This window comes from Zavarzinella sp. (assembly GCA_041399155.1).
Lineage (GTDB): Bacteria > Planctomycetota > Planctomycetia > Gemmatales > Gemmataceae > JAWKTI01.
This window is the reverse complement of the sequence record JAWKTI010000001.1, coordinates 2,323,028-2,337,221: the sequence shown is the minus strand read 5'-3', so window position 1 is coordinate 2,337,221 and position 14,194 is coordinate 2,323,028. Positions and strand designations below refer to the sequence as shown.

At 48.8% G+C, this 14,194-nt stretch carries 11 protein-coding genes; 7 read left to right on the top strand and 4 right to left on the bottom strand.

Annotated elements, in window-relative coordinates:
- Positions 1-61: 61 nt before the first annotated feature.
- From mnmG to R3B84_09685, 4 genes are all read right to left on the bottom strand, one after another.
- Positions 62-1,900 (bottom strand): tRNA uridine-5-carboxymethylaminomethyl(34) synthesis enzyme MnmG, encoded by a 1,839-nt coding sequence (mnmG, locus tag R3B84_09700; protein ID MEZ6140833.1) that lies wholly within the window; start codon positions 1,898-1,900, stop codon positions 62-64.
- Between the two features lie 178 nt (positions 1,901-2,078).
- Entirely contained in the window at positions 2,079-3,953 is a 1,875-nt protein-coding gene (locus tag R3B84_09695) for a glycosyltransferase (GenBank protein ID MEZ6140832.1), read from the bottom strand.
- 512 nt (positions 3,954-4,465) lie between these two features.
- On the bottom strand, positions 4,466-4,963 hold the full coding sequence (locus R3B84_09690; protein ID MEZ6140831.1) for an ankyrin repeat domain-containing protein: 498 nt from the start codon (positions 4,961-4,963) through the stop codon (positions 4,466-4,468).
- A gap of 22 nt (positions 4,964-4,985) precedes the next feature.
- Positions 4,986-7,352, bottom strand: coding sequence for a polymorphic toxin-type HINT domain-containing protein (locus tag R3B84_09685; protein ID MEZ6140830.1), 2,367 nt, complete (start codon positions 7,350-7,352; stop codon positions 4,986-4,988).
- Between the two features lie 391 nt (positions 7,353-7,743).
- Between R3B84_09685 and R3B84_09680 the strand changes: the two genes are divergently transcribed.
- From R3B84_09680 to R3B84_09650, 7 genes are all read left to right on the top strand, one after another.
- Positions 7,744-8,244 carry a hypothetical protein gene (locus R3B84_09680; protein MEZ6140829.1) on the top strand — a complete coding sequence of 167 codons (501 nt, stop codon included), beginning with the start codon at positions 7,744-7,746 and terminating at the stop codon, positions 8,242-8,244.
- Positions 8,238-8,543: an IS66 family insertion sequence element accessory protein TnpB gene (tnpB, locus tag R3B84_09675; GenBank protein ID MEZ6140828.1), complete on the top strand. Its 306-nt coding sequence runs from the start codon at positions 8,238-8,240 to the stop codon at positions 8,541-8,543. The genes R3B84_09680 and tnpB overlap by 7 nt, the downstream gene beginning before the upstream one ends.
- A gap of 142 nt (positions 8,544-8,685) precedes the next feature.
- Positions 8,686-9,624, top strand: coding sequence for a transposase (locus tag R3B84_09670; protein MEZ6140827.1), 939 nt, complete (start codon positions 8,686-8,688; stop codon positions 9,622-9,624).
- Positions 9,625-9,658: 34 nt separating this feature from the next.
- The gene (locus tag R3B84_09665) at positions 9,659-10,306 is read left to right on the top strand and encodes an IS66 family transposase (GenBank protein MEZ6140826.1); all 648 of its coding nucleotides are present in this window, start codon (positions 9,659-9,661) and stop codon (positions 10,304-10,306) included.
- 378 nt (positions 10,307-10,684) lie between these two features.
- Positions 10,685-11,344: a cytidylate kinase family protein gene (locus R3B84_09660; protein ID MEZ6140825.1), complete on the top strand. Its 660-nt coding sequence runs from the start codon at positions 10,685-10,687 to the stop codon at positions 11,342-11,344.
- Positions 11,345-11,477: 133 nt separating this feature from the next.
- The gene (locus tag R3B84_09655; GenBank protein ID MEZ6140824.1) at positions 11,478-12,575 is read left to right on the top strand and encodes a prenyltransferase/squalene oxidase repeat-containing protein; all 1,098 of its coding nucleotides are present in this window, start codon (positions 11,478-11,480) and stop codon (positions 12,573-12,575) included.
- A 39-nt stretch (positions 12,576-12,614) separates the two neighbouring features.
- Positions 12,615-14,060: a hypothetical protein gene (locus R3B84_09650; protein ID MEZ6140823.1), complete on the top strand. Its 1,446-nt coding sequence runs from the start codon at positions 12,615-12,617 to the stop codon at positions 14,058-14,060.
- The last annotated feature ends 134 nt before the right edge of the window (positions 14,061-14,194 follow it).

Sequence of the window (14,194 nt, the reverse complement as noted above, 5' to 3'; positions counted from 1 at the left end):
GCTGTATCTGTTTCCGCGGTTCCATTTGACTTCATAAACAACGTGGATGAGGAATACCGTATTATTCCAGATAAATCAAGAGGACTGCGAGATCTGCAGGTGTAATGCCGGAAATGCGACTTGCCTGACCAATGTTCCGTGGGCGGATCCGGACAAACTTTTCTTTGGCTTCCCGCCGGAGCTGGGGAATCACTGCGTAATCAAAGGTATCTGGAATCGATTTTTCTTCCAATCCCTTGAAGCGACGAATCTGATCATCCTGGCGGGCAATGTAGCCTGCGTATTTTGTCGCCAGCACCACTTGTTCCACAACATTGGTATGACTGTTCCATTGACCTAGCTGTGGGTGGATTTCGCACAGACGCTGCCAATCGGTGTCCGTTCGTCGCAGTACTTTTTCCAGTGGCTCACCATTTTCTTTGGTTCCTTTCAGATATTCTGCAAGCTGTTTGATCAACTCTTCTTTTGCCAGAAAGCGGTTCCAATCTCTGTCACCCACGCTGCCTGCGGTGCGGCCAATGTGCGTCAGGCGCAAGTCGGCATTATCGTGGCGTAACTGCAAACGGTGTTCCGCACGCGAAGTAAACATGCGGTACGGCTCATCCACACCTTTGGTGACCAGATCGTCAATCAGAACGCCGATGTATGCCTGCGATCGATCCAGAATGCAGGGTGGCTTGCTCTGTAGCTTTAACCCAGCGTTGATTCCAGCCATCAAACCCTGTGCCGCAGCCTCTTCATAACCAGTGGTGCCATTAATTTGCCCAGCAAAGTACAGGCTGTCCACCAGTTTTGTCTCCATGGTGGCAAAAAGCTGGTCCGGTGGGGCGAAGTCGTATTCCACAGCGTACCCCCAGCGAAGAATTTCTGCATTCTCCAGTCCGGGAATTTTCGCCAACATCGCCGCCTGCACATCTTTAGGCAAACTGGTGGATATGCCGTTACAGTAATATTCCAATGTATTCAGACCTTCCGGCTCCAGAAAAATCTGGTGGCGGCCCTTATCTGCAAATCGCACCACTTTATCTTCAATGCTGGGGCAATAACGAGGGCCGCAGGTGCGTATCTGCCCCGAGTACATCGGAGCACGGTGCAGGTTCTGACGGATCAGGTCGTGCACTTCCTCATTGGTGTAGGTAATGTGGCAAGGCACCTGGGGGATATTAATACGATCGTTGGAATAACTGAATGGCTGTGGCTCCGTATCACCCAGTTGTTCTTCTGTTTTGGAAAAATCGATTGTGCGACCGTTCAAACGGCACGGTGTGCCTGTTTTGAAGCGAGCCAGTTGAAAGCCACAGGCTGAAATGGCATCGCTTAGCGATTCTGCCACCGCGTCGCCTGCCCTGCCACCTTTGGTCTGGGCTTCACCAGTATGCATGATCGCTTTCAGAAAGGTGCCGGCGGTTAGAATGACAGCTTTGGCGGCATACAGAGTTTCCCCGCGTGCAATCACTCCACGGACACAGTGGGTAGCGGGTGAATGCGAATCCTGAAATGGCTCCAGAAACAACCCTTCAACCAATTCCTGCCGTAATGTCAGGTTTTCCTGTTCTTCCACCCACCTTTTCATCGTAAACTGGTACAGCTTTTTATCTGCCTGTGCCCGTGGGGAGTGCATCGCTGGCCCTTTCGAGGCATTCAACATCCGAAAATGGATGCCGCTGGCATCAATACACTTGCCCATCATCCCACCCAGGGCATCAATTTCACGGACAATCTGGCCCTTGGCTACCCCACCGATGGCGGGATTGCAGCTCATCTGGGCAACAGTATCGGCATTGATCGTCAGCAGCACCGTCTTCAAACCCAGTCGTGCAGCAGCAAGTGCGGCTTCGACGCCTGCATGACCCGCACCAACGACCGCGACATCGAAATGAAACGTTAACGGAAAATTCATTAGTTGAAACCCATTTGGTGCAGCACCATCACCCACCAGATAACAGTTATTTTAGAAATTTGCTGGAAAAGAATGCTTGTTAACAGGAAGCAATTGAGCGGAAAATGTTCGTGAAGAACGATGAGGTGTGCCAAAAACAACTTGGCACTAAGAATCTTAACTTGAAACATTCTGATATTTAAGCGAGTTTTGAAAATGTTCCACGTGGAACGTTTGTTATTTGTGCTAATGTTGGAGTGTTTGTGATCTCATCGCGAATCCGTGTGAACCGCTGGCAGTCCTTCAATAGCAAACCATATAAGAACAGCAGTTCCACATCTTTGGGGTATACCTGCAAACCCGCTTCGCATCGTGCAAGTGCCTCGGTGGGTTGTTGCAAAGACCTGTGGGCCTGGACTAACAAGGCATACAGCTTCCGCACAATCGAATCGCTGGGGTGAGATAATGCCAAACTCCGGCCTGCATACTCCAGAATCTCGCTGGGTTGCTGCAACTCCTGATAGATCGATGCCAGATTAAACAACGTAAACGGATCGTTCGGCTGATCATCCAACTCCAGTTGCAGAATCCGCAGATCCCGTTGCAACTTTCGCTGTCGCACCTCTTTGTCCGAATAGCCCACGTGGGTAATCCGCACATCCGACCAGACCACCTGCACCCCCGTTTGCCGCAGGGCAGGCAGAATCTGTTCATGCACGCGGTACTTCCAGCGGTGCGAATCTGCTCGCCGAAACAGCCGAATATGGTCCACCACGGTGGGGGCATTCCCCTGATGGTTCGTGCAGACGCACTTCATCACATAAGCCACATTTACATCGGGCAATTTCGCGAAGAGTTGCCGCAACTTTGCCCGTTCCGCAGCAGGCAACCGATCATCTGCATCCAGCCAGAAAATCCAATCACCGGTCGCATGCTCCAGACAGACATTACGTGCCGCTGCGAAATCATCAATCCAGGGGAATTCAAACACCTTCGCACCCGCAGACCGGGCAATCTCCCGTGTGCGATCTTGCGAACCAGTATCCACGACAATCATTTCGGCAAACAGCCCCTGCAAATCGCGTAGCACCTCGGGCAGGTGGTGTTCCTCATCCCGCACAATCATGCACAGCGAAACTTTGGCTAATGCGGTTTCTGTTTTCGGGACAGTTTGCTGCACATAACCTTTGGAATAATCACTGCCCCATTTCTGGTGAAAACGCTGGAAATTGGCGGCCAGCAGAGAGGGTGTGTCCAGCCCCATGCCCTGAAAAGTTCGGTTGCCAAAATGGTGAATGTACACATCCTTGGCCACCAGCAATTGGAAACCTGCTTGCAATGCCCGCACGCTCCAATCATCATCCTCAAAAAAGCCGGTGCCAAACTGCTCATCCATCGGGCCGATCTGCTGCACCACATCACGTCGCAGAGCCAGACAGAAACCTTTCAGTCGTTCGACGTTCAGTGCCTGCTGATTGTGTTGCTTCAGCACCTGCATCGCAAATAACGGCAGTTCTTCTAGTTTCTGGTAGCCTGCTGCTAACTGCTGTGGGGGTGCGGTTTCGTTGCTCATCGGCCCCACCATGCCCACTTTGGGTAATACAAGCCAATTGACAAGCCCTTCTAGCCAGTATGGGGTCACCAACGTATCGTTATTGAGCAGAACCAGATATTCGCCCTTCGCCGCAGCCAGCCCCTGATTAATCGCTGTTGGGAATCCACGGTTTTCAACATTGCGGACAATCCGCATGTGTTCGGTTTCGGTCAAAGTACGGGTTTCATCGGTAGAACCATTATCAATCAGGATGATTTCGTAGGGCAGATTAGTCCAGTTTTCAATTTCTTGCAGACAGGCTTCTGTATAGTGCCACTGGTTATGGCAGGGGATCAGAATGCTGGTCAACTCCGTACCAGTCCGTTCCACATCGACAAACCAGGCTTCCACAGGCAACCGCTCGGGGTGTGCTGCTTGTAATACCTTCCGTTCTTTGGCAAAACAGCGTGCTTCGATCCGCATGCCAACATCGTGCAACACCTGGTAGTAAGCCCTGGCGGCCTGCTGGTCGAAAGGCATCTCCGTAACAGCAATCTGCAAATATTCACGGCAGAATGCAGATGACCCGCACGAGCCAGGGCACAGCCAAGTGATGCCTTGCTGGCTGACGATTCGGGGAGATGCCGCACCGCTTCGTAATAGTGGTGCAGTTCGCCGGTCAATTCGGCGAGTAAGGTATGCAACCGCCAGTGCAGTAAGTGGATAACGTTTTTGATTTCCATGTGGGAGTTCAAAATTAGATTCTCCAGATGATGAAATAATACATATTAAGACTTGTGGCTTGTAACTTGTAAACAATTTGCAACAAACATTAACACTATGACTATCTTAAAGGAAAATGAGAAATAACTAATGAAGTAGCGATGGCTTATAATCAAATTGCTCTGCCAAGACTCATGCAAAATGTTTAAAGCAGTTATTCTCAGTAGACTTACTGATTTTCAGGTAAGTAAAGCCATTTAATTCAATCTTGCGGAATTGCAATAACTTCCGCAAAAACGCTGAAAGAGTTTAGGGGAAAAACTGACTCGTCAGCACGCCCTTAGTTGAGTCTCTAAGAAATCTGCAATATCTTTACGACCCCATTCTCTTGCAAACTCCAATGCATCCATGTTGCCTAAATTAGAATACCTAACTTTGATGTCTATGCCACAACCAACAAGAAATCTAGCAATAGCAGTATGTGATGGCGTATAATCAAAGGTGCCTACAATTGTAGTAAATAGTGGATTTCGGATAGAATCAGAGACATCCATTGCCGCCCCTAGATCTATCAAAGTCTTGACTACTTCGAAGTGCCCTTTTGCGCATGCCTTGCAAAGCGGTGGATACTCATTCGAATCATTAAAAAAATTCACATCTAAACCTTTATTAACAAGCCATCGTAAAATTGATATCTGGCCACATGATGCAGCATCTTGCAGCCAAGTTCCAAATGGTGTGCAGATATGTAAGGCACTAGGATTATCACCGATTAATTGTTCAACAATATCGAGCTGACCTTGTTTAATAGCTCGATGAATTTTCATAAGTGTCTCATTAGCAATCATATTATTTTCCTTTTTGAGCAGCTATGCTACCCAATTCACGCAAAGCTTCAACTATTTCATCTCTATCAGCACCTGCTTTGTCAAGCTCGCGTAGTTTATCTACAACTTTTCTTAATGATTGAATATCATGCTGACCTGTAATGTTTGGCGCCCAGACCAAATTCTCTTTACCGTAAATGGGATCAATACCTACTTTTCGTAAGATTGACTGTCCTTCCTCAACTAGTTCTTGTTGGTTTTTGCGTAAGCCCTTTTTGAATAATATGTGATGTGCGTGATGGTTCTTCATGCCCTCGGGAGGATCGCCAATGAGTTCTTTCAAGTGAGTTCCAAAATCATAATTATCTACGAGTTCACCATTTTCGATTTTACCTATTTGCGCCTTTACGTTTACTTTACGGGCTTTCAGTGCTTTAATTGCTTCAGGGTCGGTAATTTTACCTAACTGTCTATCTATTGCAGCAAGTTCTTTATTAAGGCACCTAAGCAAAACGTTATGTACAAGAATTGCATTTTCAACCAGAGTGCCAACAAAAAAGGTGTGATTTTCAGACACTTCAAAATTGCAGACCTCATTCGGAGATTCAGATTTATCTACTTGGTCGATCGAAACCCAAGTCTTATTAGCAGTTAGGACATGTTCACCCTGGCGAAGTAGACTTGCTGGCTTCCACCCGTGTTCTCTTGTGTAAATCGGGTGGCCATTAGTTACATGAATCAACAAGCCCATTACACTAAATGAAACAGTTGTTGAAACGTTTCTTATTGTCTGCAATACGGGTTGATACGTTAATTCGCCTTCGGGATTGTCTTCATGTACGGAAAGAACCCTATCTCCTATCGTAATGTCTTCAATGTTTTTGTAGCCACTTTCAGTTAATATTGGAGTACCTAACGCAAAGCATGCATTGCTGATTCGTTTGCAAGAGCATGCATTGATAATCGCGCGAACTTTTAGCTTTTGATAGCTGATTTGGGCAATCTTTAAACTTGCTACTCCTGTAGCATTCATTAGCATGTCAGTAGCCACGCCTTTAAGGTGACTTTCCATTGCTGACATGCCGAAAATCAATTCAGCTTGCCAAAGATCGACAGCTGTTTTGTAGTCTTTAGATAGATCTTCGTAAATAGGGTCGGAATCTAATTGTCGCATAATTCTATCGGTGAACATTCCACCGATGCCAGACAATTGTTGTGTGTACCATTTATCATCGACTAAATCTTTTAAAGCTGTATGAAGTCGACCACCGACAGTATCTAAGCGGTTGTTTCTCGTATCAATTTCAACAGTTCGATTCTTATAGTCAGCACTATAAGAATTCCAAGGAAGCCATGTCCAGTCATTCGATGCAACTAGGTTTAATTGCAGTAGCTCCATTCTTGAAACTAACTTGAACCCTTCGGGATAATTTTCTAGAACATACATCACTGCTCCTTCGAGCCGATGCTCAGCGAATTTTTCACTGCGATGATTTAACATTCGATCATTGATATCTAGTTCTGTTTGACCTGCATCAGAACGTAGCTTATTATATTTTTCACGGTAAAATTCCCATCGGAGCTGTACGAACCCTAATCCTAAATCTGCATCTGTGATTCCGAGGATTCGTAAATCTACAATATCATCGCTAAATTCTTTTTGCGCAATTTTGATTTGATCAATGTAGATTTTCTCTCTCTTTGCATCAAAAGGGACGGGTAATTGCATAACATCAATTGATAGCTCGAACGGTGGAGGAGGCGGTTTCATCCCGCTCGGATCTGTTGCATTCGAAAATCCATTTTCAACATATCTTGTCAGATTGACATCCCCGGCCTGGAAGCCGAGGCGGTCGCGGGTGAGGAATTTGCCCAGGTCGAGAGCCAGAACACGGTCTCGGACATGCAGCAGATGATCCGCGGTGGGGTCGAGTTCTCGGCCCGTGTAGGAGTAGCGATCGGTCGCTGAACTGTTGGAATTGCTGGTGGTATTGCCAAAGCCATCGTAGGTGAGCGTTGCGATGGGTGTGCCAGTATCATCGAGCAGGCCACGCACCGACCCCTGGCGATCAGTGATGTACCAGTGCACCTCATCGGTCATGCCGTCCGGAGTGATGCGTGCCTGCAGATTGTCTACCGAGTTGCCAAAGATCCGCCGAGCAACCACATCATTGGAACCGTCCAGATCAATGTAAACATCGAAGTTTTCGTTGCCGATGAAATTGTAGCCGCCGTCTACCGTCTTCCAGCCATCATAACCGTACTGCTCGGTCGACACAAGGGTTAAAGTGCCATCGTACTCCATTCGGCTCAGCCGATTGCCGAAGACATCGTAGGTGTAATCGATCCGCACCAGCAGCGTGCCGCCATCAGCCGACCGCTGCTCCACCCGGATGAGATGGTTGTTGTGGTCGTATTCGTAGGTCCAGGTTTCGGCGCTGCTGCCGAGGGATTTCTTGGTACGATTGCCAGAATCATCGTAGCTGTATGTCCAGGTGCCATCGGTAGTGATCTGATTGGCTAACCCGGTGGCATAACCGCCATCGTGCTGTTGCCAGTGGCATCGTGGATGGGATGCGACATATGGGCACCGTGGACAGAAATTTACCTTCAGAGTAGCTGAGATAGTGGGGGATTACAAGACTTCTTGAATCTACTACGAGTGGGAAGCCCGGGATTCCCGCGCAGACGGGAATGACGGTTTCTGGGTATCCGTTCGGTGAACGACTGTCTTGTGTAGCGTGGTAAGCTGCTGGTTTCTTGTTTCAAGGAGATCAGTGATGCTGAAGAATCGTCGCAATTTAGAACTGGAACAATCTTGGCGAGTGCATTTGCAGCAGCAATTGACAAGTGGGTTTTCGATTGCGGAATACTGTCGTCAGCAGAGTTTGAGTGCGATTCAATTTTATTTTTGGAAACGAACCATTATGCAGCGAGAACAGGAGATTATTTCGATACAGCCCAAGTCGTTTGCTGGTAAAGCAGAACCAATGCCGTCAAAATCTTCCGCTGGTAAACGACAGGTGGCACCAAAGGTGGCAGCGGGTGAAACTGCCCAGGCATCAGCACCAGTCAACCATCAGCCCGGTGCACCAACAAGCAAGGAAGCAGAACCGCCCGCGTTCATCCCGGTCGTTTTTCAACATCTCAAGGTTCCACAATATAGCGATACGCCGATCGAGATTATTCTGTCTGGTCAACAAACGATCCGCGTACGGGCGGGATGCGATCGGCAATTACTAGCAGAAATCGTTCACCTGCTGGGAGAATCATCATGCTGAATCTGCCCGACAGCGTGCGTGTATTCGTGGCCACGCATCCCGTGGATATGCGGCGAAGTTTTGATGGCTTGTGTTTCCTGGTTCAGCAATATTTGGGTCAGGATCCGTTGTCTGGTGATCTGTTTGTCTTCCGCAATCGCCGTGGCGACTGCTTGAAATTGCTCTGGTGGGATCGTGATGGCCTGGCCATCTGGTACAAACGCCTGGAACAAGGCAACTTTCTGTTTCCGAAAGATCCCAGTGCCGTTCTGACGTTGACCGGCATTGATCTGCAACTGATTCTGCAGGGATCGATCTGAGTAAGGTTCAACGTCAGCATCGTTATCAGCGACCAGCCGACTGAAGATTTCACTGGCAAATCAGTTCTCAATTGATTTCAGAAAAAATATCAAAATTCTCCATGATTGATTGATAGTTTTTGCTACCTCGCGTCTTAATAGTATGAGCGAGTCATCGGCTGATCACGATCCTTCTCTACCCGTTGACCTCGGTCAGTGTCATGAAATAATTCGGACAATTTCCGAAAAGTATCTGCAGCAACAAGCACTGATTGAATCCCTTCAGAACCAGATCAACAACCTGATGCGATCTGGTCGGAATCAGAAACGGGAATATTTTGACCCGGGCCAAGGGGAGTTATTTGAAGAGCCGGAACCGGAACCAGAGCCTGTTATCGAACTCGAACCTGAACCAGTTATCGAGCCAGAATCGCCAACTCGTCGCAAAGGTCATGGACGCAAGCGGCCACTGACAGATTTGCCTCGGCAGCGGGTAGTGATTGATCTTGAGCCGGAACAGAAAACCTGCTCCTGCTGTCACCAGCCGCTGACAAGAATTGGCGAAGTGATCAGTAGTCGTTACGAATACAAACCTGCTTCAATATTTGTGATGGAGTTTGCCCGTCAGAAATATGCCTGTCAACGTTGCCTTGATCGCCGGCCTGCGGATAACAACCCTGTACCCGTCAATGACTTGATCCGCGTGGCAGAACCACCTGCAAATCCGATTCCCAAGGGAAATGCTGGACCTGGGTTACTGGCTTTTATTCTGGTCAGTAAGTTTGTTGATCATCTGCCGCTGCACCGGCTCGAACGATTGTTTCAGCGAGCCGCTCTGAAGTTATCTCGCTCTACAATGTGCAGTTGGCTGGGCGATGTCGCGCAATTGCTGGAGCCACTTTATTGCTGGATGCTGGCGGATCTCTTGCAATCCCGGGTAATTCATATCGATGAAACCAGTTTGCCACTGCAGAAAAAAGATAATCAGCGTCAGTTGCATCCCGCCCGCATGTGGGTAGCGATTGGTGATGCACTGCATCCGCATCTGATTTATGACTTCACACTGAGCAAAGCACGCAGGGCCAGAAGCACTGCTGAATGATTACAACGGCTACTTGCATGCGGATGCAGCCAACTTGTACGACCAGTTGTACACCCGGCAAAATATGACCGAGGTGGCGTGCTGGGCACATGCGCGGCGCAAGTTTCATGAGGCCCAGATTACGGCACCGCTGCAGGCTGCGCGGGCCATGGTGCTGATCAGCAAACTGTATCGGATTGAAAAGGAGATTAAGAAGGATCTGGCTGAGCAGTCCTGGGAATTGTCTGTGCAGGAAGCGTCTCGAGTGCAGATTCGCCAGGAAAAAGCAATTCCCGTGTTGAAAGAATTGCACGATTGGCTGCATGCGGAGGCACCAAAGTTGTTGCCCAAAAGCCCGATTGCCAAAGCGGTGAACTATGCGTTGCGCCATTGGCAGGCCCTGCACCGATATACCGAGCAGGGGTATTTGAATATTGATAATAATGCCGCGGAGCGGGCATTGCGAGTGATTGCCCTGGGACGCAAGAACTGGCTGTTTGCAGGCAGTGAACAAGGCGGTCGCAATGCAGCCATCATCTACAGCATCGTGCAATCGTGCCTGCACGCGGGTGTGGAGCCGCAGGCCTACCTGACCGATATCCTGGCAAAACTGCCCACCTGGCCCAAGGATCGCCTGAGCGAGCTATCCCCTGCAGCCTGGAAACCTCAACAATTCGACAACAACAATCCCACACCATCCTGAATCCATCTACCCGATTCTAAACAATTGCGAAATCTCAACGAGCTCTGCAAGTTGTGAGAAACTCAACTCACGGATGTATGAAATCAGAACAGTCGTTCACTGAACGGGTACCTTTCTGGTAGAACTTAGCTGGGTGGATGAACAGAAAGTTTGTAGATCTGGTTTCCTAACTGCGTGGGAAGAAGGTCAAACAAGTGTCGGATATTGGATTGTAACCACATTGACACAATGACATTCGTACAGATGACAGTGTTCCACGTGGAACATTTTCAACACTCATACGACTGTAAGAATGATTGGCTTGCAGAATGTGGTGCTGGTTTCCTACGATAATTATTTGTTAACTTGCGAAAAATTTCATGGATCCGATGCTCGATCTTGGCCCACATCACGGTGATCGTGGTGACCATCATGGTTTGCCCACGTTGTTTCCAATCGCCATTGCGGTTACCCGCCAGACGGGTGCACGTGGGGAGTATTGCAAAGCGTGTTGCTGATCGCCTCACCTGGACCGTTTACAATCAGGAAAATCTGGAATATCTTGCCGGAAACGATGCTGCTCAGGCGGAGTTGCAAAGCGAACTGAGTCCCGAAGCACTCGTTTGGCAACAAAACCAACTGCAGGCACTCCAACAACGTGGGGGAGCAAGTAATTCGCCTGGAAGCCTGTCGTTAGCACGCGTGATCTATGGTTTGACGGCACGTGGCCAGGCAATTTTTGTGGGGCGGGGTGCTGGATTTTATTTGCCCCCGCTCAATTGTCTGCATGTGCGGATTATTGCTAATCTTGCCGATCGGGTTCAGCATATGCAGGACTGGCTACGCCTGACCCCACAGCAGGCAGAAGATCAGGTTTTGCAGAAAGACCAACAACGGAAGAAATATTTATCAGAACAATTCGGTGAGCGTTTGAGCGACATCTGTGCGTATGACCTCACCATCAATTCCAGTTCACTGGGTGAAGAAACCTGTTCGGATTGCATCATTGTGGCACTCAATGGCAAGCGTGAAAGCTGGGATCCTGGCTCATCCTTTTGAGCCGTCTTGGCCAATTTTTGACCATGTTTGGCCAAAAATGTTCCATTTTGCTTTGGCTTACCTCCATTTCACGCACGTTTTGGCAATGGCATTGCTTTTGCAGTAAGATACCAGCATAAACCTGGAGGACAACATGCGTAAAACCTGCTTGACAATTTGGTGTATCTGCCTGGTGCCGATCATTGCACGTGCGGACGACTGGACAACCACTGTCAATGGTGGGATTGAATTCCTGCGGAAATCGCAAAATGCCAATGGAAGTTGGGGCACCGAGCCACGCAGCCGAGGCGTTACGGGTATTGTGGTAACCGGATTGCTGAGCACCGGCAGTGTGACGGTGGATGATCCGATGGTGGCGAAGGCACTGAAATATATCGTGAATCTTACTAATGCCAAAGAAGGCCACCTTGCCGGGAACGATGCGGTGATTCAGCTGCATAATTACGTCACTTCTGTGAATGTAATGGCACTGAAAAAGGCCAATCAACCGGACAAGTACCAGAAAATCATTGACGATGCCGTAAAATTCCTGAAAGGACTGCAGTGGAACGAGGGTGAAGGGAAAAAGCCCACCGATGACTTCTTTGGTGGGGCAGGGTACGACAGTAAATCCCGCCCCGATCTTTCAAATACGCAATTCTTTATTGAAGCGTTGCGCGAAGCGGGGGTGCCATCGGATGATCCTTCTTTACTGCAGGCGCTGATCTTTGTCAGTCGTTGTCAGAATTTGAAAAGCGAGTTTAACACGATGCCATGGGCTGGAAAAATTAATGATGGCAGTTTCATTTATTCCGCCGCAGGTGGGGGGCAAACCAAAACCTCCGACACCCCAGGTGGCGACTTAACTGGTTACGGCAGCATGACTTACGCTGGAATCAAGAGCATGATTTACTGTGGAGTCAGCAAAAAAGACCCTCGTTATTTGAAAGCAGCCGAATGGATTGCGAAAAACTATACCGTGGATGCCAATCCCGGTATGCCACCAGCACTGTCTCAACGTGGGCTGTACTACTACTATCACACCATGTCGAAAGCATTGGCATTGATGGAAACCGATGTGGTAGTGGATGACAAAGGCGTGAAGCATGAATGGAAAAAAGAGCTACTGACAGCATTGAAAAAACGCCAGAAAATGGATGGTAGCTGGATCAACGAGACCGATCGCTGGATGGAAGGCGATCCTGCACTGGTGACCGGTTATGTGTTAATGACCTTGAGCCAACTGAAATGAACTCGCTAGAATAGGTAATATTCGCAGCGAGAGGTTTCAATGAAAACGCTGGTGGCCCTGACGATTGTCTGCTGCATGATTTCTGAGTGCAGCTTGTATGCCCACCGCGTTCCACGTTCAGAATATGATCGGAATATCACAGTTGATGTTCGCCCCACGTCACTTCGCATCCGTTACCGCCTGGAAATCGATGAGCTGACCCTGGTGGAACTGGTGGGAGATCCCAAGAACAAGTTCCCACTTGATTTTTCGCAAGTTGTTGGCCGGAAAGAGTTTGGCGATGCCTTTTTGCAGAAAATGAATCAAGTGATTGCAGATCAATTGATCGTTCAGTTGAATGGGAAAGAGTTGCCACTTTCTTTGAAAACGAGCCGCGTTGAATACCTCGATTCGGCCCAGTTTTATTTTGAATTTGCTGCCGATTTCAAAGTAACAGCCGAAAAAAATCAAATTCAGATTTGGGATACCACTTTTTCAGACTGCAAAGGTCGCTATGTGCTGAAAAGCGACTATGCCGATCAGGTCGAGGTAGTCGAAGTGCAGGAGCCCGGTGAAATCCAGCTCACCGGGATGGATCGCGAAAATGAGAAAAAATTCATGTGTCGCGTCTCGATCCCGTTGGCTGCCAAAGTGGTATCAACGGATGAACTTCAGGAACCAGCGCCACCTTCCACCTTTCAGGCGGATCAGGCCACGTTCTGGCAGCTATTGCGGGAAGTGAACCGCACCGATAACCTGCAATTGCTGTTCGATTCCCGAATTGGCTTGTGGCTGATTCTGGGGGTGGCATTTCTGCACGGCTGCCTGCATTCGATCTCACCGGGGCATGGCAAAACAATGGTTGCTGCGTACTTGGTGGGTGAAAAAGGCACACCGAAGCACGCACTGGCGCTGGGGATTGTCACCACAATTACCCACACCAGCACCGCCATTGGAGTGGCTTTATTGCTGAAGTTTGCGTTGAAAGACGTCCCACCACAAACGGTACAGCAGGTGTTAGGTGTTGGCGGGGGGCTGTTGGTCGCAATGATTGGCGTCTGGCTCTTTCTGCACCGCGTTGCGGGAAAATCGGATCATGTGCATGGATTTGCCAGCCACAGCCACTCCCACGCTGGGGATGATTCTGGCCACGGACACTCCCACGGGATTACGCCGGAGCAATTTGGGCGGGTAAGTTGGATTCGTCTGATCTTTTTGGGTATTTCAGGCGGACTGATCCCTTGCTGGGGGGCAATTCTGTGGGTTCTGTATTGCGTCACTGCCCACCGATACGGTCTGGCACTCTGGACTGTTCTCTCATTCAGCCTTGGTCTGGCGATGGTGTTGGTGTTTATTGGCCTGTTAGTCGTGTGGACTGCCCGCAAAAGCAATCAGATGGTCGGCAAGCATCTGGGATGGGAAAGATTCTCTCAAGCACTGTCGATTCTGGGTGCTGTAGCGGTCATTGCTATAGGATTGTTTCTCTGCCAGCAAAATCTCAAATAAGATTTTTTTGAATTATTCAGTACGATCTCACCGATAAATTCCACATCTGCGTCATGCGCAGAAGTTGGTGATTGTGCAGAATAGGTAACCTGGTGAATTTGAATGAACCAATTCCCACCAGAACTATTCGTTGA